The organism is Micromonospora sp. CA-244673 (genome assembly GCF_050948395.1).
In the GTDB taxonomy this organism is placed as follows: domain Bacteria; phylum Actinomycetota; class Actinomycetes; order Mycobacteriales; family Micromonosporaceae; genus Micromonospora.
Genome location: NZ_CP192019.1, coordinates 2,892,061 through 2,915,835, shown reverse-complemented (window position 1 = coordinate 2,915,835; position 23,775 = coordinate 2,892,061). Strand labels below are relative to the sequence as shown.

The 23,775-nt window shown below is 73.4% G+C and carries 24 protein-coding genes; 6 read left to right on the top strand and 18 right to left on the bottom strand.

Going from position 1 to position 23,775, the window contains the following annotated elements; all coding sequences use genetic code 11:
* Positions 1-17 precede the first annotated feature (17 nt).
* Entirely contained in the window at positions 18-1,076 is a 1,059-nt protein-coding gene (locus ACQP12_RS13620; RefSeq protein WP_433287972.1) for a S8 family serine peptidase, read from the top strand.
* Between the two features lie 105 nt (positions 1,077-1,181).
* Here the strand turns inward: ACQP12_RS13620 and ACQP12_RS13615 are convergent, their stop codons facing one another.
* Together ACQP12_RS13615 and ACQP12_RS13610 are read right to left on the bottom strand one after the other, a co-directional pair.
* On the bottom strand, positions 1,182-1,640 hold the full coding sequence (locus tag ACQP12_RS13615) for a GNAT family N-acetyltransferase (protein ID WP_433287970.1): 459 nt from the start codon (positions 1,638-1,640) through the stop codon (positions 1,182-1,184).
* A 41-nt stretch (positions 1,641-1,681) separates the two neighbouring features.
* Positions 1,682-2,803, bottom strand: coding sequence for an LCP family protein (locus ACQP12_RS13610; RefSeq protein ID WP_433287968.1), 1,122 nt, complete (start codon positions 2,801-2,803; stop codon positions 1,682-1,684).
* 229 nt (positions 2,804-3,032) lie between these two features.
* On the opposite strand from ACQP12_RS13610, the gene ACQP12_RS13605 reads away from it, so the two are divergent.
* Positions 3,033-3,461, top strand: coding sequence for a PPOX class F420-dependent oxidoreductase (locus ACQP12_RS13605; RefSeq protein ID WP_433287966.1), 429 nt, complete (start codon positions 3,033-3,035; stop codon positions 3,459-3,461).
* Positions 3,462-3,480: 19 nt separating this feature from the next.
* Here ACQP12_RS13605 and ACQP12_RS13600 read toward each other — a convergent pair whose 3' ends face one another.
* The 3 genes from ACQP12_RS13600 to ACQP12_RS13590 form a co-directional block, all read right to left on the bottom strand.
* The gene (locus ACQP12_RS13600; RefSeq protein ID WP_433287964.1) at positions 3,481-3,849 is read right to left on the bottom strand and encodes a hypothetical protein; all 369 of its coding nucleotides are present in this window, start codon (positions 3,847-3,849) and stop codon (positions 3,481-3,483) included.
* Positions 3,850-3,950: 101 nt separating this feature from the next.
* A complete protein-coding gene (locus ACQP12_RS13595) occupies positions 3,951-4,448 on the bottom strand; it encodes a hypothetical protein (protein ID WP_433287962.1) in 498 nt (165 codons plus the stop codon).
* A gap of 61 nt (positions 4,449-4,509) precedes the next feature.
* Complete coding sequence (locus ACQP12_RS13590; protein ID WP_433287960.1) at positions 4,510-5,646, bottom strand: CaiB/BaiF CoA transferase family protein; 1,137 nt, start codon at positions 5,644-5,646, stop codon at positions 4,510-4,512.
* Between the two features lie 188 nt (positions 5,647-5,834).
* Here ACQP12_RS13590 and ACQP12_RS13585 point away from each other — a divergent pair, with 188 nt between their 5' ends.
* Positions 5,835-6,572 carry a zf-HC2 domain-containing protein gene (locus tag ACQP12_RS13585; RefSeq protein ID WP_433287959.1) on the top strand — a complete coding sequence of 246 codons (738 nt, stop codon included), beginning with the start codon at positions 5,835-5,837 and terminating at the stop codon, positions 6,570-6,572.
* Positions 6,573-6,586: 14 nt separating this feature from the next.
* Here the strand turns inward: ACQP12_RS13585 and ACQP12_RS13580 are convergent, their stop codons facing one another.
* Both ACQP12_RS13580 and ACQP12_RS13575 read right to left on the bottom strand, forming a co-directional pair.
* Positions 6,587-7,153 (bottom strand): sigma-70 family RNA polymerase sigma factor, encoded by a 567-nt coding sequence (locus ACQP12_RS13580; protein WP_433287957.1) that lies wholly within the window; start codon positions 7,151-7,153, stop codon positions 6,587-6,589.
* Positions 7,154-7,305: 152 nt separating this feature from the next.
* Positions 7,306-7,779: a molybdenum cofactor biosysynthesis protein gene (locus ACQP12_RS13575; protein WP_433287955.1), complete on the bottom strand. Its 474-nt coding sequence runs from the start codon at positions 7,777-7,779 to the stop codon at positions 7,306-7,308.
* A gap of 89 nt (positions 7,780-7,868) precedes the next feature.
* On the opposite strand from ACQP12_RS13575, the gene ACQP12_RS13570 reads away from it, so the two are divergent.
* Positions 7,869-9,107, top strand: a complete 1,239-nt coding sequence (locus ACQP12_RS13570; RefSeq protein WP_433287953.1) for a hypothetical protein — start codon at positions 7,869-7,871, stop codon at positions 9,105-9,107.
* A gap of 19 nt (positions 9,108-9,126) precedes the next feature.
* On the opposite strand, the gene ACQP12_RS13565 is transcribed toward ACQP12_RS13570, so the two are convergent.
* The 4 genes from ACQP12_RS13565 to ACQP12_RS13550 all read right to left on the bottom strand — a co-directional run bounded on the left by ACQP12_RS13565 (position 9,127) and on the right by ACQP12_RS13550 (position 12,197).
* Positions 9,127-10,218 (bottom strand): NYN domain-containing protein, encoded by a 1,092-nt coding sequence (locus ACQP12_RS13565; protein WP_433287952.1) that lies wholly within the window; start codon positions 10,216-10,218, stop codon positions 9,127-9,129.
* Positions 10,219-10,254: 36 nt separating this feature from the next.
* A complete protein-coding gene (locus tag ACQP12_RS13560) occupies positions 10,255-10,482 on the bottom strand; it encodes a hypothetical protein (RefSeq protein ID WP_433287950.1) in 228 nt (75 codons plus the stop codon).
* Between the two features lie 108 nt (positions 10,483-10,590).
* Complete coding sequence (locus ACQP12_RS13555) at positions 10,591-11,331, bottom strand: hypothetical protein (protein WP_433287948.1); 741 nt, start codon at positions 11,329-11,331, stop codon at positions 10,591-10,593.
* Positions 11,332-11,564: 233 nt separating this feature from the next.
* On the bottom strand, positions 11,565-12,197 hold the full coding sequence (locus tag ACQP12_RS13550; protein ID WP_433287946.1) for a winged helix-turn-helix domain-containing protein: 633 nt from the start codon (positions 12,195-12,197) through the stop codon (positions 11,565-11,567).
* A 243-nt stretch (positions 12,198-12,440) separates the two neighbouring features.
* Between ACQP12_RS13550 and ACQP12_RS13545 the strand changes: the two genes are divergently transcribed.
* The gene (locus tag ACQP12_RS13545) at positions 12,441-16,850 is read left to right on the top strand and encodes a S8 family serine peptidase (RefSeq protein ID WP_433287944.1); all 4,410 of its coding nucleotides are present in this window, start codon (positions 12,441-12,443) and stop codon (positions 16,848-16,850) included.
* Between the two features lie 115 nt (positions 16,851-16,965).
* On the opposite strand, the gene ACQP12_RS13540 is transcribed toward ACQP12_RS13545, so the two are convergent.
* The 5 genes from ACQP12_RS13540 to ACQP12_RS13520 all read right to left on the bottom strand — a co-directional run bounded on the left by ACQP12_RS13540 (position 16,966) and on the right by ACQP12_RS13520 (position 20,268).
* On the bottom strand, positions 16,966-17,508 hold the full coding sequence (locus ACQP12_RS13540) for a winged helix-turn-helix domain-containing protein (RefSeq protein WP_433287942.1): 543 nt from the start codon (positions 17,506-17,508) through the stop codon (positions 16,966-16,968).
* 270 nt (positions 17,509-17,778) lie between these two features.
* Positions 17,779-18,330 carry a dihydrofolate reductase family protein gene (locus ACQP12_RS13535; protein WP_433287940.1) on the bottom strand — a complete coding sequence of 184 codons (552 nt, stop codon included), beginning with the start codon at positions 18,328-18,330 and terminating at the stop codon, positions 17,779-17,781.
* A gap of 55 nt (positions 18,331-18,385) precedes the next feature.
* Positions 18,386-19,324, bottom strand: coding sequence for a sigma-70 family RNA polymerase sigma factor (locus ACQP12_RS13530; protein WP_433287938.1), 939 nt, complete (start codon positions 19,322-19,324; stop codon positions 18,386-18,388).
* A 24-nt stretch (positions 19,325-19,348) separates the two neighbouring features.
* Complete coding sequence (locus tag ACQP12_RS13525) at positions 19,349-19,834, bottom strand: GNAT family N-acetyltransferase (protein ID WP_433287936.1); 486 nt, start codon at positions 19,832-19,834, stop codon at positions 19,349-19,351.
* A 20-nt stretch (positions 19,835-19,854) separates the two neighbouring features.
* On the bottom strand, positions 19,855-20,268 hold the full coding sequence (locus ACQP12_RS13520) for a nuclear transport factor 2 family protein (RefSeq protein WP_357945238.1): 414 nt from the start codon (positions 20,266-20,268) through the stop codon (positions 19,855-19,857).
* 160 nt (positions 20,269-20,428) lie between these two features.
* Between ACQP12_RS13520 and ACQP12_RS13515 the strand changes: the two genes are divergently transcribed.
* Positions 20,429-20,944: a DinB family protein gene (locus ACQP12_RS13515; protein ID WP_433287934.1), complete on the top strand. Its 516-nt coding sequence runs from the start codon at positions 20,429-20,431 to the stop codon at positions 20,942-20,944.
* A gap of 86 nt (positions 20,945-21,030) precedes the next feature.
* Here the strand turns inward: ACQP12_RS13515 and ACQP12_RS13510 are convergent, their stop codons facing one another.
* Together ACQP12_RS13510 and ACQP12_RS13505 are read right to left on the bottom strand one after the other, a co-directional pair.
* Entirely contained in the window at positions 21,031-22,614 is a 1,584-nt protein-coding gene (locus ACQP12_RS13510; protein WP_433287932.1) for a DHA2 family efflux MFS transporter permease subunit, read from the bottom strand.
* Positions 22,615-22,776: 162 nt separating this feature from the next.
* Positions 22,777-23,709 (bottom strand): AraC family transcriptional regulator, encoded by a 933-nt coding sequence (locus ACQP12_RS13505; RefSeq protein WP_433287930.1) that lies wholly within the window; start codon positions 23,707-23,709, stop codon positions 22,777-22,779.
* Positions 23,710-23,775: the final 66 nt, after the last annotated feature.

Below are 23,775 nucleotides of genomic sequence, written 5' to 3'. Positions count from 1 at the left end.
GTCGGGAGGAGAACCTCATGCCGTTCACCCGCTTACTAGCCGCCACCGCGGTCGTCACCGCGCTGGTGGCGGCCACCGCGGCACCCGCCCAGGCGGCCGTCAACGATCCGTTGTACGACAGGCAGTGGGGTCTGCGGCAGATCCATGCCGAGCAGGCCTGGGCGACCAGCACGGGGGCGGGGGTGGTCATCGCGGTGGTGGACACCGGCGTCGACCTCGGCCATCCGGATCTGGTGGCCAAGCTCGTCCCCGGCGCGACCTTCGTCGACTGCGGCACGACCTCCTGCGGCAACGGCGACTGGCGCGGCCCCAACGGCCTGCCCGATGCCGGCGACGAGCACGGCACCCACGTGGCCGGCATCGCCGCCGCGGCCACCGGCAACGGTGTGGGTGTCGCCGGCGTCGCCCGCGACGCGAAGATCATGCCGATCAAGGTGCTGGAGGCGGGCAGCGGCAGCTTCGCCGACATCGCCGCGGGCATCCGCTACGCGGCCGACCGCGGTGCCAAGGTGGTCAACCTCAGCCTCGGCGCACAGCCCGGCACCCAGGCCCTCACCCTCACCGGCCTGGAGTCCGAGGTGACCGCGGCGATCGCATACGCGCAGGCGAAGGGCGTCGCCGTCATCGCGGCCGCCGGCAACGAGACGGCGCCGCTGTGCGACACCCCGGCCTGGGAGGCCGGCGCCCTCTGCGTCACCGCGACCGACCGGAACGAGGTCAAGGCGTGGTACTCGAACCTGGGGGTGAAGGCCGATCTGAAGGCGGTCGCCGCGCCCGGCGGGGCCGGTCTGGTCAACTGCGACGACGACGTCTGGTCCAGCGTCCCGGTAGGCGCCGGTTCGGCCACCTGCGGGCAGGGTGACTACGACGCCTTCGCCGGCACATCGATGGCCACGCCGTACGTGTCCGGGGTGGCGGCGCTTCTCGTCGCCCAGGGGCGCGGCGTGGCCAACGTGTACTCGGTGCTGATGTCGACCGCCCGGACCCCTGTCGTCGGGCTGCGCGGCGTCTACACGCCGCTGTACGGCTGGGGCGTCGTCGACGCCCAGGCCGCCGTGGCCGCGCCGCGCACCTGAGGCCGGCCCCTCACGGCGTGCGAGCCCCGGCCCGGGCACCTGTCCGTGCCGGGGTAAGGCCTCATGGCATCCCTGGTCCACTGGCTCCGCGAGCTCATCGGACGGTCAGCGGACACGGATGATCGAGGCGGGCTCGCGCACCATGAATACGTCCACCGGATCCTCGGTCTCCATCGTGAAACCGTGCCGCTCGTACAGCCGCCGGGCCGGACTGCCCTGCAGCACGTTCAGCCGGACCAGGCTGCCATCGCGGTCGCACTGCTCCAGCAGCCCGCGCAGCACAGCCGCACCGATGCCGCCACCCTGCAGGTGCGGGGCCAGGTAGAAGTGCTCCAGCCAGTGAGCGTCCCCAGCCGGCCGCAGTGACACGCAGCCACCGAACACGCCGCCCACCTCGATCACCCACGTGTGCTCCGGCGCGAACCCGTCGCGCAGTCGCTGCCGCACCCGCTGCTCGTCGTACCGCCCGAGCCGCTCCAGATCCGCCCGCAGCACCACGGCCCGCAACTCGGCCACCGCCTCGACGTCCGCCACCGAAGCCGGACGGATCTCCCAGTCCGCCATGATCGCCAGAGTACCGGCCAGGCTTCCCGCTCCCGCCGGGGTCAGTGGTCGGCGGGGGTCGGGCCGGAGTCGGCCACCCAGGTCGGGTGGGCCGCGACGAACGCGGCAACCGTGTCGTCGCGGACCGCGTGCAGCAGTTGCACGCTGGTCGGGCTGAGGATCTCGGCGCTGCCGACGCCCGGCACGGTACGGCTGTTGAAGGTGCCGCCGTTGGTCTTGAGCGTGGTGATCGCGTCGGGCCGGACGCCGTGCATGGCGAACGCCCAGTCGGCGAGCGGGATGCCGCCGTCGTCCACGGTCATGGTCCGGCCGACCGCCGACAGCAGCCCGGGCAGTTTCGTCGGCGAGTCCAGGCCCTGGCTGACCACCTGCGCGAGCACCGCCTTGACGAACTGCTGCTGGTGGCGCTGCCGGCCGTAGTCGAAGTCGTGGTTGGCCAGCAGGTCCCGCTGCCGGACGAAGTCCAGCGCCTGCGCCGGGTCGAGGCAGTGCTGGCCCTTGGTGTAGACGTTCGGGGTGACGCCGGGGATGCGGTGGTTGACCGTGCCGTCCGGGTTGATCGCGTACGGCGCGGCGGGTTTGCCGGCGGCGTCGTGCCCGACGTGGATCGAGGTGGTGGTCTCGTCGACGTACATGCAGACCTGGCCGAGCACCTGGACGATCTTCTTGAAGCCCTGGAAGTCGATGATCCCGCCGGCGTCGGGGGTGATGCCGGTCAGGTCGCGGACGGTCAGCGCCAGCAGTTCGAAGCCGTGCGAGAGCGCCGCGGAGCCGGTCAGCCCCCGGCTGCCGAACGCGAAGGCGGCGTTGATCTTGTTCTGCCCGCCGCGGAACGGTGTGGCCCCGTTGTCGTACGCGGGGATGGTGACCAGCGAGTCCCGGGGCAGCGAGACCAGGTACGCCTGGGTGTGGTCGGCCGGGATGTGCAGCAGGATGATCGAGTCCGCCCGGGTGAGCTGGCTCGGGTCCTGATGCGGGCGGGTGTCGACCCCGACGAGCAGGATGTTCTTCGCCCCGGTGATCGTCCGGTGCTGCTCGCTCGGCGCGGCCGCGGCGCCGAGGAGGTTCTGCCGGGTGACCTCACCCGTCGCCGCGTGCAGCAGCCAGGCGCTGCCGCCCAGCGCCACCCCGCTGAGCGTCATGAGGGTGGTGCCGACCGCCACGCACCACCGGGCCCACCGCGGCCAGGGCCGCCGCGCGGGTCGGCGCGGCGGGACCGGACCGGCCGGTCCGGCGGCAATGGGGTACGACACCGTGTGATCTCCCAGGTCAGAGGGGCGGCGGGCCGGTCAAGGTTAGCCGGGCCTGGCCGGCCGGACAGGTCGCGCGGCTGTGAAGTGGCTGGGAACGGGCACCGGCCGGGCTGTCGGGGTGGTGGGTCAGAATGGCCGCATGGCACAGCGGATGAGCGACGAACAGTGGCGGGCCTTCGTCACCGCCGGCACCCGGACGGGGAAGCTGGCCACCGTGCGGGCCGACGGCTCTCCGCACGTGGCCCCGATCTGGTTCGTGCTCGACGGCGACGACCTCGTCTTCAACACCGGCGGCGGCAGCGTGAAGGGGCGCAACCTGGCCCGTGACCCGCGCGCGGCGCTGACCGTCGACGAGGAGCACCCGCCCTACGCCTTCGTCACCGTGCGGGGCCCGGTGACGATCAGCGAGGACCCGGCTGAGTCACTTCCCTGGTCCACCCGGATCGCCGCCCGCTACATGGGCGCCGACCGCGCCGAGGAGTACGGCCGGCGCAACGCCGTGCCCGGCGAGCTGCTGGTCCGGCTGCGGGCCGAGCACGTGACCGGCTTCACCGGCATTGCCGACTGACCCGCCCGCACCCGTCCGGTCAGCCCTCGACACGTTTGATGATGGTGGCGTCGGCGTGCCGCCGGCCTCGCTCATGGTCTGCTCGCGCGTGCTTGAAGGCGCCCAGCAGGGCGGTGACGAGGCCAGCCACCAGCAGGATCCTTGTCACGTTGAACACCACCGTGTCGCCCATGGAGTGGGGCGGGAAGATGTCCTTGACGAGCCAGCCGACGCCCATCCCGAGCCCGAGGCAGGCGTGCATCGCGGCCCGCAGGCGTGGGAAGGGCTGCGGGCGGCCGACGATCCGGGGCACCACCGTGCCGCCACGGCTCCTGGCGAGCAGCACGGCGGCGACGGCCAGGTTGGCCGCGGCGACCACGACGGCCAGGACCAGGTCCACGGATCCCATGGGGCCACAAGCTATCGCACGGATGCCCGCGGCCGGGAGCTGAACTCGCGTTGCGACGCCCACCCTCGCGGTGAGCAGGAACGGCGCCTGCCGCATCCGGTCTACTTCGCCTGAGGCCAGCCGTTGGCCGCGGTGAAGAGGTCCTCGGTGAGTTCGTCCCACGGCCGGAGTCGGGGCATCTTCTGCCCGAGGGCCTCCGCGAGGAAGCGGAAGTCCTCCTCCAGCACGTCGATCGTCTTCACGTAGGTGTGCGCGTCCAGCGACTTCAGGGTGAACAGCGTCGCGTCCGCGACCTGTTGCACGGTGAAGAGGCCCTCGGACCCGTGCGGGATGAGGGTCCGCATGAGGTCGGTCTTCGCCTGGTGGACGTAGCGGATCACGTGCGAGGACGGGTCGACGCGGATCATCTCGGCGGCGACGGCGGCGTTCTTGGGCACCAGGAACGCCTGGAAGGCCAGGGATTCCGGCACGGCCTCGGTCCACTCGCGGAGCCGCCGGATGAGGCGCTGCTCGATGATGTGGTCCAGCTCGAAGAGGTACCCGAAGCCGGACACCTTGCGGACCTGGTTCTGCATCTTGTTGTACTGGTTGATGCCCATTCTGGCCACGTTGTCGTAGTGGCGGGTCGACGATCTGCTGGCCGCCGCGACGCCTGACCGCTCACCCGGCCAGCCAGGCGCGCAGCTCGGCGCCGTGCTCGTCCAGCCCCGGTGGCGGCAGGTCGTAGCGGGGCGGGGTGGCCGACAGCCCGATCGGGTGGCGCACCCCCGGCACGCCGCCGACCGTTACCACCGGGTCGAGGCCGAGCCCGTCGGCCAGGGCCAGCCCGTCGGCGACCGGGTTGATCGGGCTGCACGGCACGCCCGCCGCGCGCAGCTCGCGGAACCACTCGGCGCTGGTCCGCCGGGCCAGGGCGGCCACCAGCAACGATCGCAGCGCCTCGCGGTGCGCGGTGCGGTCCTGGTTGCGCCGGAACCGCGGGTCGTCGGGCAGCCCGGGCAGGCCGAGCACCTGGCACAGCGTGCGGAACTGCCCGTCGTTGCCGGCGATCACCACCAGCTCACCGTCGGCCGTGGGCAGCGGCTCGTAGGGCACGATGCTCGGGTGGGCGTTGCCCATCCGATGCGGCACCACTCCCCCGGCAATGTGCGCGCTGGTGTGGTTGACCAGCCCGGACAGGGCCGAGGAGAGCAGGTCGACCTCCACATGCTGCCCGACACCGGTGGCCGCCCGGTGGTGCAGCGCGGCCAGGATCCCGACCGCCGCGTGCAGCCCGGCGATCACGTCGAAGACCGCCACCCCGGCCTTGTACGGCGGGCCGTCCGCCGCCCCGGTCAGGCTCATCAGCCCGGAGGCCGCCTGCACCATGAGGTCGTAGCCGGGCAGGTCCGCGCCGCCGGCCGCGCCGAACCCGCTGATCGAGGCGTACACGAGGCGCGGGTTGGCGGCGGTGACGGTGTCGTGGTCGAGGCCGAAGCGGCGCAGCGCGCCGGGCCGGAAGTTCTGGATCATGACGTCGGCCCGGGCGGCGAGGCGGCGGGCCAGCACCGCGTCGTCGGGGTCGGCGAGGTCGAGCACCAGCGAACGCTTGTTGCGGTTGACCGCGAGGTAGTAGGTCGAGACCCCGTCGCGGACCGGCGGCTGCCAGGTCCGGGTGTCGTCGCCGCCCGGCGCCTCCACCTTGACCACGTCGGCGCCCAGGTCGGCGAGGAGCATGGTCGCGTACGGCCCGGCCAGGATGCGGGAGAAGTCGGCGACAAGGACCCCGTGCAGCGGCCCCGACGAGCCCTCCCCCATGGCCGCTCCCTCCCGGTCGGGGCACACGCCACGGCGGCCCGGAGCGCCCACCATGGCACAGCCGCCCGCCGCCCGGCGTACCCGGTCACGCCCTTCGTCGGCGCGGGCCCACCGGGCCAGGCCGCACGCCCCGCATCCCGCGGACCGGCGTCGGGAACCAGGCGGGCGGTGCGGACGACTACCTGTACATGGCGTGTGAGCAGTGGCGGGAGATCCTGTCGGCGCAGCTGGACGGGGAGGCGACCCGGTCGGAGAGCGCGGCGGCCGAGGCGCACCTGGCGGGCTGCGCCGGCTGCCGGGGCTGGTTCGAGGCGGCCGTCGCGGTGACCCGGCGGGCCCGTACCCAGCTGGCCCCGCCGGTGCCCGATCTGGTCGACGCGGTGCTCGCCGCGGCGCCGCCGGCCCGGCCCGCGTGGCCGGAGCGCGCGGCGCTCGGGCTGCGCGGGGTGCTCGGGCTGCTCGGCGCGGTGCAGCTCGTGCTCGGCCTGGCCCAGGTGGGCCGGGAGGCCGTGATCGACCACGCGCACACCACCGGCCAGCACCTCTGGCACGAGTCGGCCGCCTGGAACGTGGCCGTGGGCGCCGGCTTCCTCTACGTGGCGCTGCGGCGGTCCGCCCCGGCGGGGCTGCTGCCGATGCTCAGCGCGTTCGTCGCCACCCTGGTGCTGCTGTCGGTGAACGACCTGATCACCGGGCAGGTGGCGGTGCAGCGGCTGGTCAGCCACGGCTTCCTGCTGGTCGGTTGGGTGGTGATGGTGCTGCTCGCCCGGCCCAGGTGGCGCCCGGGCGGCACGCCGCCCCGGCAGGGCCGGTCGGCCGGGTCGCGCTGGGCGCTGCGCACCGAGGAGCCGTCCGAGCCCGCCCCGCTGCGGCTGCTGCCCGGCGGGCCGTACGCCGCGCAGGCCCGCGACCGCCGGGCCGCCTGACCGGCCGGGCGCGGTCAGACCACCCGGCTGGGCCGGGCGTCGCCCTGCCAGGCGGCGACGAGGTCCTCGCGGGCCCGGGCGACCCGGGACCGGATGGTGCCGACCGGGCACCCGCACACCTCGGCCGCCTCGGCGTAGGAGAGGCCGAGCACCTGGGTGGCGACGAACGCCTCCCGCCGCTCCGGGGCCAACCCGGCGATGAGCCCGCGCAGGGTCACCGTCTCGTCCCCGCCCGGGGTGACCGCCCCGGCCGCCTCGGCGGCGGCCTGCCAGTCCGGCAGCGCGGCCACCCGGGGGCGTGCCGTCGCGGCCCGGACGTGGTCCACGGCGACCCGGCGGGCGATGGTGAACACCCAGGTGCGGGCCGTGGACCGGCCGGCGAAACCGGGCAGGCCGCGCAGCGCGCGCAGGAACGTCTCCTGGGTCAGGTCGTCGGCCTCGGCGGGGCCGGCCAGGTGCGCGAGGAACCGCCACACCGGGCCCTGGAGGGCCCGGACGAACGCGGCGGCGGCCTGCTGGTCGCCCCGGCCGGCCCGCTGCGCCCACCGGGTCACCTGCTCGTCGTCGGCCTCGGGGCTCATCCGCGACCGGCCCGCCGGTCCACCACCGTCACGATCGACGGTACGGGCGCGAGCCCCGCTCGGTTCATCCCGACGTCCTCCTCGTCACCCCGCCGCCGACCGGAGGGCCGCACGTTGGTCGGCCGGCGGGGCCGGAAAGTTCCCGGGCCCGGTCAGGAGTCGACGGTCACCTCGACCGGCCCGACCCGCAGGACGCCGTCGGTGAGCGGGGCGCAGCGGACGCCGCCCCGGCCGCGCAGCGCCTTCCAGGTGCCCGGCGCGACGGTGACGTCCAGCCAGGCGCAGGGCGGCGCGGCCCGGTGGACCCGCAGGCGGACCGGCCCGTCCCCGGAGTCCAGGGTGAGCACCAGGCCGACCAGCTCGTCCACGGCGATGCCGTGGGTCAGCACGTTGCGCCGGACCTGGGTGAGGTCGGCGCCGGGAGGCAGCGACTCCTGCGCGATCAAGGTCACGCTCGCCTCCCGGTGCGCCGGCCGGCCGAAGTAGCGGTCGCCGACGATGCCCAGGCCGGCCCGGATCCGGACCTCCTCGACCAGTTCGCCCGGCGGCGCCGGGGCCGGGCCGTCGGCCGGCCGGCCCACGTAGCGGTGCACCGCCGAGGCCAGCAACTGGACGATCTGCGCCATGTGCGGATTGTCGCACGGACGTACCGGTGCCAAAGCGGACGATAGCCGCCCTCACGTGTCCACCCTCCGTGGAGGACGTTGTACCGGGCGTGACGACGAAACGGTCCACCCCGGCCGGGCGTCACCCCGAGCTGGGACGGCAGATCGCATGGACGCGGCGCGAGAACGAGCGCCGGCGGCGTGCGTACGAGGCGGCGGCCCGGACGTGGCGCCGGCGCACCGAGCACCTGGAACGGCTCGTGATCGAGGCGACCGGGTTCCACGGGTGCACTCTCCCCGGCACCGACCTGCCGGTCGAGCTCGACGACGGTGAGGTGGTCTACCGCATCGTGCCGGTCGTGGAGCTGGTCGAGGCGGAGGCCCGGCACCTGCCCGGGCTCCCCGCGCCGGATCCGGCGCTGACCGCCGAGCTGCTCGACCCGGCCGACGGCGCGCTCCCGGCCGGGCTGCGGGTGGTCGACACCGGCGCCGCCGTGGTGACCGACCGGCGGGTCGCGTTCACCGGGCCGGCCGGCCGGCGCGAGTGGGCCCACGGTGACCTGCTCGGCCTCGGGCACCACCCCGACCTGCCGGTCACCCTGCTGCACCCCGGTGACGGCCGGCGCCCGGCCGGGCTGCGGGTGCCGGCCACCGGCGCGGCGAACTTCCGCTTCTACCTCACGCTCGCGTACGCCGCCGCCACGGGGGGCCGCGACGCGGTCGTCACGCAGCTCGACGGGCTGCTGGCCGCGCACCGCGCCGCCCGGCCGCGACCGCCGCGACCGCTCGGCGTCGCGGACGCCCCGGCGGAACGGCGGCGTCCGGAGCGCCTGGTCGCGGCCGGCGCCGTGGCGGTCGCGGTGCTCCTCGGGATGGCGGCCGCCGGCACCTGGCCGGCCACGGCCGGTCCGGTGCGCCCGGCGGGGGCGGCCACGGACGGTCCCGCCGCGGGACCCGACGACGACCTCGCACCGGACCCGGTCCTGCGCACACCCGGCCAGCCCGACGACGCCGCGACCCGGCCGCCGGCCGGCCAGCCCACCCGGTTCCCCCGGCCGGCCGACGGCGCCCGGCGCCCGGCTCTCGCCGGAACCCCGGCCCGGGTCGGCACGGCGCCGATCGTGCTGCCGGCGCCCTCGCGCGCCACGACGCCCCCGGCGACCGCGCCGGCGCCCCCTCCCCCGGCGGCGAGCCCGACCGGGAGCCCACCCCCGGCGGTGGCGCCGACCGCGAGCCCCACGGCGACGCCAACCGGCTCGCCGTCCCCGAGCAACCCCACGATGGCGGGCGTCTGCCTGGACCCGCTCCGGCTCCCGGTGCTCGACCCGCTGCTGTGCCGCCGGACCTGAACGGGGGCGGCACCGGCCGTCAGGGGGTCTGCGGGGTGAGCAGGTAGTCCTCGGCCTCCGGGCTCCACCGCAGCGCCACCGCGCCGCTCGTGGCGGCCGCCTTGCAGAACTGGAGGAAGCTGCGGTAGCCGAGCTTCTTCTCGCTGAAGTCCGGCCGCGCCCGGCGGACCTGGTCCTTCAGCCCGGACAGCGCCACCGCGCCGCCCTCGCCGGCCAGGTCCACCACCACCGACCGCAGCAGCGCGAAGGCCACCTCCCGGTCGCCCCGCTCGGGCAGCGACACCTCCGGGTCGCCCTTGGCGGGCCCCGCGGCGAGCTCGATGACGTTGTGCCCGGCCAGGTGGCGCAGCAGCTCCCCGAAGGTACGGAAGCCGTAGTCGGACTCGCTGAACGTCGGGTCCTTGCGCAGCAGGGTGCGCTTCAGCCCGGAGGCGGTCACCTCGCCGCTGGAGCTGCCCTGCATGCCGGCCACGGTCTGCGCCACCAGCACGGCGAGCGTGTCGACGTCCCGCGCGGGCTCCTCCCCGGCCGGCGGCGCCTCGGCCGGCGGCTCCGCCGGCAGCTCGGCCGGCGGCGGCGCCTCGGGCTCGGCCGGGCGGGCCCCCCGACCCCGACGGCCGGCCGCCGGCGGCACGTCAACCCCTTCTAGGCGGTCGTAGAAGAGGAACTCGTCGCAGGCGGGCGGCAGCAGCGCCGAGGTGGAATTCTCCACGCCGACCCCGATCACCCGCTTGTTGAGCTCGCGGAGCTTGTGCACCAGCGGCGTGAAGTCGCTGTCCCCCGTGCAGATCACGAACGTGGAAATGTACCCCCGCTCGAAGGCCAGCTCGACGGCGTCGACGGCCATCTTGATGTCGGCCGCGTTCTTCCGCGACGCGCCCATCCGCTGCGGTATCTCGATGAGCTCGACGTGCGACCGGGTGAGCATCCGCCGGTCCTCGTCGAAGTACGACCAGTCCGCGTAGGCCCGGCGCACCACCACCCGGCCGCGCTCGGCGAGAGCGTCGGCGATCGGGCGGAAATCGAACGCCCGGCCACCGTGATGGTCGCGCACACCCAGCGCCAGGTTCTCGTAGTCGAGGAACAGCGCGATCCGGTCTTCCTGATCCACGCCGGCCAGCCTAGCGGGGTTCCGGCTCCGGCCCGCTCACCGTGGCCGCTCGTCCCGGTAGACGGTGTCGCGGCGGGCCGCGTACTGGATCGCGTAGCTGCCGATCAGGAGCAGCAGGGCCAGCACGACCTCGACGCCGGCGACGGCGCCGTTGGCGACGGTGAGCCCGAGCAGCAGCAGGATCAACCCGACCACCGCGAGCAGGCCGGCCAGGAGCAGGCGCTTCCGCCGCACCGTCGACCGGCCCTGACCGCCAGCACCCACCGCTGCCACCTCCTTCCGTCAGCCTAGGGGCTGCACCGTCCCGTCCTCCCGGGTTCGTCGAAGGCGCGCCGACGGACCGCTCCGGGCGCAGTCGGGACGGACGCCACGTCACGCCCGGCCCTCGATAGGAGACGACGGCGGGCCGGAGCGGGTGTCGACGAGGCCCCGACGCAGGACGCCGATGCCCACGCCGACGAGCCAGACCGCCGCGAGCAGCCGGAACGCCGGCTCCGGCCGGACGAGCGGCGGCAACAGGACGGAGAGGGCGGAGGCCGCCACCAACGGTCCCACGAACCGCCCATAGGCGAACACCCACCGTGGCCGCCGGTGGGAACGCCGCGCGACCGCCGAGGCCGCAGTGATCAGCAGGCCGGAGCCGAGCAGGTGCGCCGCACCGCCGAGCACCAGCGCGGCCCTGCCGAGACCGGCGACGGTCGTGTCGCCGGCCTGCGCCACGACCAGCAGCAGGGCGAGCCCGCACAGCACGGAGGCGAGCAGTGAGCCCGCGGTGATCGCGGTCGCCCAACCCATCACCGCACCGGCACGGGTGCCCTCCGCGCGCAGGGCCGTGCGCAGCCGCCACCCGAACCGGTACAGGGCGACCGCCGCCAGGACTTGCAACGCCGACTGCACGAGCACGGCGGCGCCGCTGTCGGCATAGAAGTCACGCAACTGCGCGACCGACGCGTCGGGCAGGTAGAGGCTATCCCCCACCTTCAGCGCGTTTCCGGCGGCGATGCTGGCGACGAAGGCGACCACGAAAACGATGCCCCACCAGCCCCAACGCCGGCCAGGGGCAGCCACCGCCCGCGGCCCGCGCACCGGCGCCGCGCCGGGCGACGCTGCCATGCCGTTCCCGAGATCCGCGGACGCTCCAGCGCCGGCCTTCCTGATCCGATTCGCTGCCATTCGCTGCCCCCTTGTGGTCGGACGCCGCCAGCGAGCCGGGACGCGCGTCGATCGACCAGTCATGTTTTCAGGGAGCGGGCGGCGTGCCATCCGACGTGGGACGACGGCCGAGATACGGCAGGGCGGGTACGCCCGTACGCTCCACGACGTACGCGGCAACTGGCGGCTCGGGCCTAGCGACCGCCCGGCGGGTGGCCCGTGCCCTGCGCGCGGGGGCGCCGGTGGTCGGTCAGCCGGAGTCCGACGCCGCGCACCGCGACGACGGTGACACCGGTGCCCAGCTGGTCGAGCTTGCGACGCAGTCGCTTGACCAGGGACTGCACGTCCGCCTTGTGTTGCAGCCCCTCGTCGTGCCAGACGGCGCGGTGCAGCTCGGCGTAGCTCCAGACCCGGACCGGCTCGGTGGTCAGGCAGGCCAGCAGGTCACGTTCGAGGCGGGTGAGGACGATCTCCCGGTCGCCCCACCGGGCGGTGGAGCGGGCGGCGTCGATCACCAGCGTGTCGTCCGGCGCCGAGGGCGCCGGGGTGGCCGGTGGCGGGAGGTCGAGGTCCGCCGGCGACCCCGCGGGCGCGAGCAGCTTGCGCAGTTCGTCGAGGTCGGCCACCAGGAGCAGGGGCGCGACGCCGTCGAGGAGTTCGGTGAGGCGGATCCGTTCGGCCGGTGCCGACGTCACCCCGATCACCAGCGGGAACGGATGCTCCACCGGGTCGAGGCCACCGGTCGCCCCGCTCGTTTCCTTCTCGGACACCGTCACCCCCGCCCGGAGCAACCAGCGGCAGAAATCGCCGCTCTCGAGAATCGCCATGACAGTCAATGTCAACCGGGCCGACCAACGGGGGCCTGTTGGTGACATGTTGCTCACGTAGAGTGCTTGATCGCGCTTTCCTGTCGATCATAGTGTCCACTCAGGCAGCCGGCGTAGACCCGCACGGCGCCTAGGGGGCTTGGGGGGCTCGTTCATACCGGTGCGATCCGACGGGAGAGGGGACTCCTGCGCCTTCCGCCATGGCTCGAACATCCGCGGGTCGTTCTGGAGGAGGCAGCACCGATGCTGAGACATCCACACAGGAGGGGCCTGGCCGGTCGGCTGGTGAGCGCGGGCGCGGCCCTGGTCCTCGCCGCGACCACCATGGCCGCCACCGGCACAGGCGCACAGGCTGCGCAGACCGGAACGGGCACCGGCGCATCCGCCGGCGACAAGATCCGCCCCGAGCTCACCCGGCAGCTTCAGGGCAAGACCGAGGGCGACTTCTGGATCCACTTCGGCGCCAAGGCCGACCTGGGCAAGGCCGGTGCCGTCAAGGACTGGGCCAAGCGAGGCACCGCGGTCGCGGACGCGCTGAAGAAGACCGCCGCCGACAGCCAGGCGAAGATCCGCGCCGAGCTCGACCGCTCGGGCGCGAAGTACCAGGCCTTCTGGGCGACCAACGCCATCAAGGTCACCGACGGTTCGCTCACCATGGCACAGAACTTCGCCGCCCACGCCGAGGTGGACGGCCTCTACGCCCCGGTCGAGTACAAGCTCCCCGAGATCACCAAGGGCACCGACGAGAAGTCGGTGAACGCCCTGGAGTGGGGCATCGCGAACATCAACGCCGACGACGTCTGGTCCCAGTACGGGGTCAAGGGCGCCGGCATCACCGTGGCCAGCATCGACAGCGGCGTCCAGTTCGACCACCCGGCGCTGGTCAACTCGTACCGCGGCAACAACGGTGACGGCACCTTCGACCACAACTACAACTGGTTCGACGCCGCCGGCACCTGCGCCACCGCGCCGTGCGACGAGGACGGCCACGGCACGCACACGATGGGCACCATGGCCGGCTCCGACGGCGCCAACCAGATCGGCGTCGCCCCCGAGGTCAAGTGGATCGCCGCCAACGGGTGCTGCCCGACCGACGCCGCCCTGGTCTCCTCCGGGCAGTGGATGCTGGAGCCCACCGACCTCAACGGGCAGAACCCGGACGCCAGCAAGCGGCCGAACATCATCAACAACTCGTGGGGCACCACGCTGCCCTCCACCGAGCCGTTCATGGAGGACGTGACCAACGCCTGGACGGCCTCGGGCATCTTCGGCACCTGGTCCAACGGCAACAACGGCCCGGCCTGCCAGACCAGCGGCTCCCCGGGCAGCCTGGCCAGCAACTACTCGGCCGGCGCCTACGACATCAACAACAACATCGCCAGCTTCTCCTCCCGCGGGGCCGGGCAGAACGGCGAGATCAAGCCGAACCTGTCGGCGCCCGGCGTCAACGTCCGGTCCAGCGTCCCGGACAACTCCTACGCCAGCTACAGCGGCACCTCGATGGCCGCACCGCACCTCGCCGGGACGATCGCGCTGCTCTGGTCGGCGGCGCCCACCCTGGTCGGTGACGTCACGGCGACCCGCGCGCTGCTGAACGACACGGCGGTGGACAAGGCCGACACCCAGTGCGGCGGCACCACCGACGACAACAACGTCTACGGTGAGGGCCGGCTCGACGCGCTCGCCCTGCTCAACGCCGCCCCCATCGGTGACAACGGCACCCTGGCGGGCAAGGTGACCGACTCGGCCACCGGCGCCCCGATCGCCGGCGCCACCATCGCCCTGACCGGTGCGGCCACCCGCTCGCTGACCACCGCCGCCGACGGGACGTACTCGTCGCTGCTGCTGGCCGGCGACTACCAGGTCACCGTCTCGGCGTTCGGCTACCAGACCAGGACGCTCTCGGCGACGGTGACCACGAACGCGACCACGACGCTCAACGTCGCGCTGACCGCGGTGCCGAGCGTGACCGTCAGCGGTCAGGTCACCGACGGCTCCGGACACGGCTGGCCGCTCTACGCGAAGGTGAGCGTCGAGGGTCTCCCCGTCTCCGACTACACCACTCCCGCCAACGGCCGCTACAGCCTGAAGCTGCCGGCCGGGGCGACCTACCGGCTCAAGGTCGAGTCGCAGTACCCGGGCTACCCGGCCGTGACCAAGGAGGTCGTGGTCGGCTCGGGCAACACCACCAGCAACATCGCCGTACCGGCCGACCCGAACGCGTGCACCACGGCGCCGGGCTACACCAACAGCTCCGACGGCGAGTACGAGACCTTCGACGGCACCAGCGTGCCCGACGGCTGGTCCGTCGTGGACAACGCCGGCACCGGCCAGGTCTGGAAGTTCACCGACAGCGGTGACCGGGGCAACCTCACCGGTGGCTCCGGCGGGTTCGCCATCATCGACAGCGACGACTACGGCAGCGGTGGCCGGCAGGACACCTCGCTGGTCAGCCCCGTCGTCAACCTGACCGACGTCGCCGCACCGGTGATCCGGTTCAACCAGGACTTCAACTGGCTGAGCTCCGACCGGGCGGACGTCGACCTCAGCCTCGACGGCGGCACCACCTGGAGCAACGTGCTCCGGCAGGCGGCCGACGTGCGCGGGCCGAGGGTCACCGAGGTGCCCATCCCGCAGGCGGCGGGCCAGGCGCAGGTCCGGGTCCGGTTCCACTACTACGACGCCTCCTGGGAATGGTGGTGGCAGGTCGACAACGTGCTGATCGGCAGCAAGATCGTCTGCAAGCCGGTCGACGGCGGCCTGGTGCTCGGCCACGTCCGGGACAAGAACGACAACGGCTACGTCAACGGCGCCACCGTCACGAGTGACGACCGCCCGGCGGAGAAGGCCACCACGGTGGCGACCCCGGACGACACCGAACTCGCCGACGGCTTCTACTGGATGTTCTCGTCGCTGACCGGCCAGCACCCGTTCACCGCCAAGGCCGGCAACTACGTCAGCCAGACCAAGCAGGTCGACGTCGAGGCCGACTGGGCGACGGCCGCGAACTTCCAGCTCACCGCGGGCCGGCTGTCCGTGCAGCCGACGTCGGTGACCGGCACGGTCCGGATGCCCACCGGCAAGGTCAACAAGACCTTCACGGTGACCAACACCGGCGGGGCCCCGGTCACCGCCGAGTTCAGCGAGCGCGACGGCGGGTTCGTGCTGCAGCGGGCCGACGGGTCCCAGCTGTCCGAGCAGAAGCTGCTCGGCTCGACCGGCGCGCCGGTGCAGCGGCTCAGCACCCCGACGTCGCTCGCCGCCCGCCCGTCCGGCAAGTCGGCCACCGCGGCCGCCGCGCCGGCCGGTCCCCAGGCGGCACCCTGGACAGGCATCGCCAACTACCCGGCCAACGTGATGGACAACCGGGTGGTGAACCTCGACGGCAAGATCTACTCGATCGCCGGCGGTGACGGCACGACGTCCAGCGCCAAGAACTACGTGTACGACCCGATCGCCCAGACCTGGACGGCGATCGCCGACCTCCCCGCCGCCCGCAACGCCATGACGGTCGGGGTCGTCGACGGCAAGATCATCGCCACCGGCGGCTGGGGCGCCGCCGGACCGGACGCCACCACCTGGTCGTACGACCCGGCGGCCAACACCTGGACCCGGAAGGCCGACAACCCGGCGCCGCGAGCCGCCGCCGGTCAGGCCGTCGCGGACGGCAAGCTGTACGCCGTCGGCGGCTGCACCACGGCCAGCTGCCTGCCGATGTCCAACTCGGTGGTCCGCTACGACCCGGGCACCGACGCCTGGGAGACCCTGCCCAACTACCCGAAGTCGGTGGCGTTCGCGTCCTGCGGCGGGATCGGGGGCACCGTCTACTGCACGGGCGGCAACGACGGTTCCGTCGCCCAGAAGTCCAGCTACGCGTTCGACCCGGGCGCCAACGCCTGGACCGCCGTCGCGGACGCTCCGGCCGACAACTGGGCCAGCTCGTTCGCCGTCGCGAACGGCAAGCTCCTGGTCGTCGGTGGCTCGCAGGGCGGCGCCATCACCAACGCCGGCTTCGCGTACGACCCGGCCACCGACTCGTGGGCGAACCTGCCCAACGCCAACACGCCCCGCTACCGCGGTGGCGCGGCGTGCGGCTTCTACAAGGTGGGCGGCTCCTCGGGCAGCTTCAACGCCACGAAGGACAGCGAGGTGCTGCCCGGCCTCGAGGAGTGCGCCGAGGGACCGGCGGACGTGAGCTGGCTGACCATCGACAAGTCGAAGGTCACCCTGGCGCCGGGTGAGAAGGTCACGGTCACCGTCGGCATGACGGCCAACGTGGACCAGCCCGGCACCTACTCGGCGTCGGTCGCGATCAAGGAGAACACGCCGTACACCGTGCCGCCGGTGGCGGTCACGATGATCGCGCAGCCGCCGACCAGCTGGGGCAAGCTGATGGGTACGGTCTCCGGCCGTAGCTGCCAGGGCGCCATCGCGCCGCTTCCCGGCACAGTCGTCCAGGTCGACTCGTGGGCGATGTCCTGGACGTTCGCCACCGACGCCGACGGCAAGTACGCCTACTGGATGGACCGGCGCAACAACCCGCTCAGCATCATCGTCGCCAAGGACGGCTGGAAGCCCCAGACCCGTCAGACGAGGATCAACAACACGACGCCCACCGTGGAGGACTTCACCCTGTCCCCCATCCGCTGCTGACCACTGACCGCCGACCGTGAGGTCCGGCCCGCCCGGTGTCCCCACCGGGCGGGCCGGACCGCGTTCACGGCGTCGAGCAGGGGTCTCGGGCGGCTTCAGCGCCCGCAGGCGTGGGTCAGGAGGAGGCGAGGCGGAAGCCGATGCCGCGCACGGCGTGGATCGTCAGCACCGCGCCCACCCGACCGAGCTTGCGCCGCACCCGGCGCACCACCGAGTGCATGTCGGAGCCGCGCCCCAGGTGGTCGTTGCCCCACACCGCCCGGTGCAACTGCGCGTAGGTCCAGACCTGGCCCGGTGTGCGGGCGAGGCAGATCAGGAGGTCGTGCTCCAGCGGCGTCAAGCCGACCTCACGCTCCCGCCACCGCAGGACGCGCCGGTCCGAGTCGACGTCCAGATCGGACGCCAGCGGACCGGCCGGCGACGGCTCGCCGGCGACCCGGTCATCGGCGACCGGATCGTCGGCGACCGGGGCACGGGCCGGGTCCGGGTCACGGGCGGGGGCCGGGCGCACCACCCCGGGCGCGCGCAGCAGATCGAGGAACCGTCGCGCCTGGTGCGCGCTGGAGACGATCAGGAACGTCTCGGTGCCGCCGAGCAGCTGGGTCAGCTGTCGGCGTTCCGCGGCCGAGGCCGCGATACCGATGACCAAGGACGGCACCCCCGCCATCATCCGCCCTTCCGTTCCACCCTTTTCCTGAGGCCTTTCCGCGACGTCCGGCAATTGCCCGTGCGGGCAACGGCAATCGGCCGCCGGGCGCGGGTGGATTCGGACGCGCGACGGTCGGCAGGCGCGGAAAGTGTGCTGGAGCAGCGTTTTTGTGAGGCGTTACGGACTGCTGACCGGCATCATATAGCCGCCTACCGATGATTGGTATAGCAGTTAACGTCAATGTAACGGCGCGAGCGTCAGCGGCGTGCCGCACGCGTTTCACGCCCGCTGGTACCGCGCGAGGACCGCCGCGCCCGCCTGCTCCGCCGACAGGCACCGCAGGTGTTCGGGCGGGCCTCCCGCCGGGAAGAGCCGCCGACCGTCGCGGAGGACCGTCGGGAAGGTCAGGAGGCGGTACTCGTCGACGAGGTCCTCGGCCACCAGCCGGTGCACCACGCTCAGGCTGCCCGTGACGATGATGTCGCGCCGCTCCTGCTTGACCGCGTCGACCAGGTCGCCGTCGACGATCTCGGAGTTCGCCCAGACCGAGACGTCGGTGAGCGTACGGGTGGCGACAAGCTTGGGCACGGCGTTCATCCGGGCGGCGAACGGGTCGTCGCGCCCCGGCCAGAGCCCGGCGAACAGTTCCCAGGTGGTGCGCCCGAGCAGCAGCACCCCCTCGTCGAGCAGGGCACCGAGGCGGAACTTGTCCCCGGCGACGGTTTCCGGGCCGTGCCGGAAGGCCCAGCCGCCCGTGGGTGTGCCCCCGGACCCGTCCGGGTCCGACACGATCCCGTCCAGGGTCATGAACTGGATGACGACGACGCTCACGATGGTGTCCCTTCGGTAGGTGCTCACCGGTACGTACCGGCGGCGCCGCGCGCACTCATCGCACCCGGTGGAACTCGTCGGGAGAAATCCGCGGGGGCAGGTCGAACGCCTCGAAGACGCGCGGGTCGGCGAACACCACGTTGTGCGTGACGCGCCCACCGGCGACCGTGAGCACCTGCACCGTGTGCAGCCGGTGCGCTCCTCCGGGCTGCGGCGCGTACGCGGCGAGAGCCGGTTGCCCGTTGGCGCGCAGTCGTCGCACCCGCCAGCCGGTGCCCCGGGTCCGGAACACGCGATCCATGAACAGGCCGTAGTCGCGGCTGCCCCGGTACCAGAGCGGCACCGGCGGCATCTCCAGGATCGCCTCGTCGGCGAGCAGCCGCACGAGCCCGGGAACGTCGGCCGCCTCGAACGCCCGCACGTACCGGTCGACCACGGCCCGCACCCGCGGATCGTCCGGCTCGGCGACCTCGCCGACGTCGCCCACGTCCGGCGGCGCCGCCCGGGCGCGCTGCAGCGCGCTGTTCACCGCGGCGACGGTGGTGCCCAGCTGCGCGGCGACCTCGGCGGCGGTGAACCCCAGCACCTCGCGGAGCAGGAGCACGGCCCGCTGCCGGACGGGCAGCACCTGCACGGCCGCGACCAGCGCGAGCCGCATCTCCAGCCGCGTCTCCAGCTCGACCCGGGCGTCGGGAAACGGCTCCAGCCACGGCACGTCCAGCGAGGGTGTCAGCGGCGCTTCCGGATCGACGCTCGGCGCACCCAGCCCGGACGGCAACGGCCTCCGCGCACGCCCCTCCAGCGCGGTCAGGCACGCGTTCGTGGCGATCCGGTACAGCCAGGTTCGCTGCGAGGCGCGCGCGGGGTCGTACCGGTCCCGGGCCCGCCAGGCGCGCAACATCGTCTCCTGCACGACATCCTCGGCCTCGTGGAACGAGCCCAGCATCCGGTAGCAGTACGCCAGCAACTCACCCCGGTGCAGCTCGAAGTCCACGCGTCCATCCTGGCGGTCCCGCCGTCAGCCGGGTGTCGGTGGGGTCTCGCGCTCCGGGTCGAGGGTGAGGTTGAGCAGATCCAGCCCGGTGACGGGCTGGAAGCCGACCACGGTGTAGAGCGTGCGGGCGGCGACGTTGTCGACCTCGGTCTGTAGTGACACGCGCTGCGCGCCGGCGGCCCGGGCTTCGTCGATGACGTGCTGGAGCAGGGCGTTCGCGACGCCGCTACGGCGCTGGCGCGGCGCTACGTAGAGGTCCCGGATCGCCCACGCGGTGCCCAGCATCAGGGACGCCGGCATGATCGCCGTCGTGATGAAACCGCAGACGCGATCGGCGCGGATGGCGGCGGCGACCGCGAGCCGGCGCCGGGCGATCTGGTCGTGCAGCCACGCGCGGGTGCGCTGCGGGGACGGCGGCTGGCCGTAGTGCGCCCGGTAGTCGTCGAAGAGGGCGCCCACCCGCGCGAAGGCCTCGTAGGTGAGAGTTACCGGCACGACCGTCGTCAGCATGCCGCCCAGTCTCGTCCGCCCTACGCCGGTACGTCCTGCCACAGTTCGTTGAAGGCGATGCTGTCGAAGAAGGCGGTCCCCTCGACCACCTTGCCGTCGCGCATCCGCAGGAACCAGGCGACCGTGTCGGTGTACGTCGTGCCGATCGTGGTGGTGCCCGCGCCGTTCCACGCGACGATCACCGTGTCGGTGGTCGGGTCCTCGTGGATGCCCCGGATGAGCACCGGGCGGAAGGGGTCGTCCTTCGTGAAGCGCGCACCGAAGGGCGTCAGCGCCTCCTCGACGAACTGGCGGGCGGGCTGGTACACCCCGCCCGCCACCGACCGGCCGGTGATCTCCCACCGCAGGTCCTCGGCGAAGATGTCGGTGATGTTGCCGGTGCCGGCGGACCAGGCGGCGAAGGCGTCCGCGACGATCTCCCGGTTGGCGGTCATCGGCGGCTCCCCTTCTCCCCGTGGCGGCGCCCGGACGCGCGCCCGCTCCGCCCATCCTCCGCCGACACATCGGCGGCCGGAGGCGGATTCGGCGCACCGTCCCTCCCGGGCGGCGCGGGCGTGCCCCCCGCTACCCCCACGCGCCACCTACCCTGAACGCGTGGACCGGTGTGACGAGTGCCAGTTCGTCTATTCCGCGCTCGACAGCGGCGAGCTGCCGCGGCGGCTGCGCGACCTGGCCGGGCGCTATCCGGCCGCCCTGCACGCGGCGCCGGACGTGCGCCGGCGGCCCGCCCCGGAGGTGTGGTCGCCGCTGGAGTACGCCTGCCACGTCCGGGACGTGTTCCGCGTGCAGGGTGAACGGCTCGCGCTGGCGCTGCGCGTGGCGGAGCCCGAGTTCGCGCCGATGGGCCGCGACGAGCTGGTGGTCACCGAGCGCTACAACGCCCAGGACCCGGAGGTGGTCCTCGCCGGCCTGGCCACGGCCGCCGACGGCTTCGCGGCCGGTTTCGCGGCGCTCGGCGAGGCCGACCTGGCCCGCACCGGCGTCTACCCGTGGCCGCGGCGCGAGATGCGGACCCTGCTCTGGCTCGGCCGGCACACAGTTCACGAGGCCGAGCACCACCTGCTCGACATCCGCCGCGCCACCGGTGCCCGGACGGCCGGCGGGGCCTGACGCCCGTTGGCGTCAGGCCCCGCGACGGCGAGCCGGACCGGGATCCGGGCCGGACGGGGCGCTGCCCCGGCGGCCCGGCCGGCGGGTCAGTGGATCGGCACCGGCGTCCGCTGCTCCTCGCCCGTCCCGCCGTCGAGCAGGTGCGACGGCTCGCGCCGGCGCGGCAGGAGCGCGGCCGGGATGAAGGTGAGCAGCACCAGCCCGAAGGCGACCCAGAAGGTGGTCGCGAAGGAGCCGGCCGCGAAGTCGAGCCCGCGCTCGATCAGCGACGGAGGCACCGGGAACTGCTGGAGCAGCTCCGGGCGCAGCTGCGAAGTGATGGCCAGGCTGGCCTCGGTGACCGGCTTCCCGCTCGGGTCGGTCGCGCCGGGGATCACCTCGGAGCCGTTGAGCCGGCTCGTGAGGATCACCGACATCACCGCGGCGCCGACCGAGCCGCCGATCTGCTGGAGGATGTTCACCAGCGTCGAGCCGCGGGCCACCTCGGCGGCGTGCAGCGTCTTCAGCGCCGAGGTCATGATCGGCATCATGGTGCCGCCCATGCCGAGACCCATCACGAACAGCGAGCCGCACAGCAGCCAGTAGGACGTGTGCGGGTCGACCTGGGTGAAGGTGAAGAACCCGGCGGCGATGAGCACCAGCGCGAACGGCACCGTCCGGCCGACCGGCACCTTGTCGGCCAGCATGCCGGCGATCGGCATGGTCAGCATCGCGCCGAGGCCCTGCGGCGCCATGAGCAGGCCGGCGGTGAGCGTCGACTCGCCACGAATCTGCAGGAAGTAGCTCGGGAAGAGCAGGCCCGCGCCCATGAACGCGATGATGAAGACGAACAGGGTCACCGTGGCGATGCTCAGGTTGCGGTTGCGGAACAGCCGCAGGTCGAGCAGCGGGTGCCGGGGCCGGAACGAGTAGAACACGAAGGCCACCACGAGCACGGCGCCGACCAGCATGGGCAGCCAGACGCTGTTGTCGCGGATGGTGCCGGCCTCCGGCAGGGAGGAGACGCCGTAGAGGAAGAGCGCCAGGCCGGGCGAGAGCATCAGCATGCCGAGGAAGTCGAACGACTCCGACGGCTCCGGGTTGTCCTTCGGCAGCGCGAACTGGGCGTAGATCAGCGCGACGACGCCGATCGGCAGGTTGATGAGGAAGATCCAGTGCCAGCTGGCGGTGTCGATCAGCCAGCCGCCGAGGATCGGGCCACCGATCGGGCCGAGCAGCATCGGGATGCCGAGGACGGCCATGAGCCGGCCGATCCGGTGCGGGCCGGCCGCGCGGGTCATGATCGTCATGCCGAGCGGCATGAGCATGCCGCCGCCGAGGCCCTGGACCACGCGCCAGGCGATGAGCTCACCGATCGAGTCGGCGGTGGCGCACAGCCCGGAGCCGATGGTGAACAGCGCCAGCGCCACCATGTAGAGGCGCTTGGTGCCGAACCGGTCGGCGGCCCAGCCGCTGAGCGGGATCACCGTGGCCAGCGCGAGCGTGTAGCCGGTCATCGTCCACGCCACCCGGGCGTACGAGGCGTCGAACTCATTCTGGAACGTCGGCAGCGCCACGCTGACGACCGTCACGTCGAGGATCGACATGATCGCACCGAGCACGACGACGCCGGCCACCTTGAGGACCGCGGCGTCGAGCTTGTTCGATGTCGCGACAGGTTGCTGGGTCACAAACAGTCTCCTGGTTCAGGTCCGGTCGGGGGCGCTGGCGGCGCCGCGCGCCGGTGAGGGCGCGGGGTGACGTGCGGTGGGGCGGCGTCCGGCAGGAAGCGTAGCCACGGGCTGCGACATCGCGCGGCCGGTTTACCGGGATCGGCGGCGCGCGGGCCGCGCTCAGGCCGTGGCGCGGTGGTCGCGGGGATTGACGCCCCGGACGCGTCTGAAGGCGGCGCTGAGCGCGAAAGGGCTGGTGTAGCCGACTCTGCGGGCGACCGCGGCGAGAGTCAGTTCGGTGTCGCGGAGCAGGTCGGCGGCGAGCGCGAGGCGCCAGTTGGTGACGAAGGTCATGGGTGGCTCGCCGACCAGTTCGGTGAACCGGCGGGCGAACGCGGCCCGGGAGGCGCCGGTGGCGGCGGCGAGCCCGGCCACCGTCCAGGCCCGGGCCGGGTCGTGCTGGACCAGCCGGACCGCGTGGCCGACCACCGGGTCGGTGTAGGCCCGGTACCAGCCGGGCGGCTGTGCGCCGGGTCGGGCCAGCCAGGTGCGCAGCACCCCGATGACGAGCAGGTCGAGCAGCCGGTCCAGCACCGCCTCCTGCCCGGGACCGTCCCGGTCCAGCTCCTCGGCGAGCAGCGCGACGACCGGCAGGTCACCGTCGGCGGCGGTCAGCACGACCAGCGACGGCAGGGCCGCGAGCAGGCCGGCGCCGACCGCGCCGCTGCTGGCGTACGTGCCGGTGAGCAGGGCGGTCGCGCCGTCCGGCCGGGTGCCCCAGGTACGCAGGCCCAGCGCCATGGTCTCGGCCAGCTCCTGCCCGCCGAGGGTGGTGCAGCGCTGCCCGGGATGGATCACCACCTGCGGCGCGGTGTCCGGGTGGTCGGCCACCGTGTAGGGGTCGGGCCCGCGCAGCACGGCCACGTCGCCGGGGCGCAGCAGGGCCGGCGCGCCGCCGTCGGGCACCACCCAGGCGCTGCCCCGGACCACCGTGGTGACGCTCAGCGGAGCGGCGTCGCGGACCCGGATCGACCAGGGCGGGTCCATCACGGTACGGAGCAGGAACGCCTCCCGGGCGCGCAGCCCGCGGAGCACCTCGGCGAGCACGTCCACCCGGTGAGCGTAGACGCTCGCGTATGTTCCGGGGCGTTTCGGCCATGGAGCGTCCACCGGCCGCGG

What these genes read in the sequence shown, in the direction of transcription:
- ACQP12_RS13600 (WP_433287964.1), bottom strand. Translation starts at nt 3,849, where the DNA reads ATGGGATCCGTGGACCTGGTCCTGGCCGTCGTGGTCGCCGCGGCCAAC.
- ACQP12_RS13580 (WP_433287957.1), bottom strand. Translation starts at nt 7,153, where the DNA reads ATGAGCCCCGAGGCCGACGACGAGCAGGTGACCCGGTGGGCGCAGCGG.
- ACQP12_RS13615 (WP_433287970.1), bottom strand. Translation starts at nt 1,640, where the DNA reads ATGGCGGACTGGGAGATCCGTCCGGCTTCGGTGGCGGACGTCGAGGCG.
- ACQP12_RS13605 (WP_433287966.1), top strand. Translation starts at nt 3,033, where the DNA reads ATGGCACAGCGGATGAGCGACGAACAGTGGCGGGCCTTCGTCACCGCC.
- ACQP12_RS13590 (WP_433287960.1), bottom strand. Translation starts at nt 5,646, where the DNA reads ATGGGGGAGGGCTCGTCGGGGCCGCTGCACGGGGTCCTTGTCGCCGAC.
- ACQP12_RS13520 (WP_357945238.1), bottom strand. Translation starts at nt 20,268, where the DNA reads ATGACCGCCAACCGGGAGATCGTCGCGGACGCCTTCGCCGCCTGGTCC.
- ACQP12_RS13620 (WP_433287972.1), top strand. Translation starts at nt 18, where the DNA reads ATGCCGTTCACCCGCTTACTAGCCGCCACCGCGGTCGTCACCGCGCTG.
- ACQP12_RS13585 (WP_433287959.1), top strand. Translation starts at nt 5,835, where the DNA reads ATGGCGTGTGAGCAGTGGCGGGAGATCCTGTCGGCGCAGCTGGACGGG.
- ACQP12_RS13595 (WP_433287962.1), bottom strand. Translation starts at nt 4,448, where the DNA reads ATGGGCATCAACCAGTACAACAAGATGCAGAACCAGGTCCGCAAGGTG.
- ACQP12_RS13525 (WP_433287936.1), bottom strand. Translation starts at nt 19,834, where the DNA reads ATGCTGACGACGGTCGTGCCGGTAACTCTCACCTACGAGGCCTTCGCG.
- ACQP12_RS13575 (WP_433287955.1), bottom strand. Translation starts at nt 7,779, where the DNA reads ATGGCGCAGATCGTCCAGTTGCTGGCCTCGGCGGTGCACCGCTACGTG.
- ACQP12_RS13555 (WP_433287948.1), bottom strand. Translation starts at nt 11,331, where the DNA reads ATGGCAGCGTCGCCCGGCGCGGCGCCGGTGCGCGGGCCGCGGGCGGTG.
- ACQP12_RS13545 (WP_433287944.1), top strand. Translation starts at nt 12,441, where the DNA reads ATGCTGAGACATCCACACAGGAGGGGCCTGGCCGGTCGGCTGGTGAGC.
- ACQP12_RS13550 (WP_433287946.1), bottom strand. Translation starts at nt 12,197, where the DNA reads ATGGCGATTCTCGAGAGCGGCGATTTCTGCCGCTGGTTGCTCCGGGCG.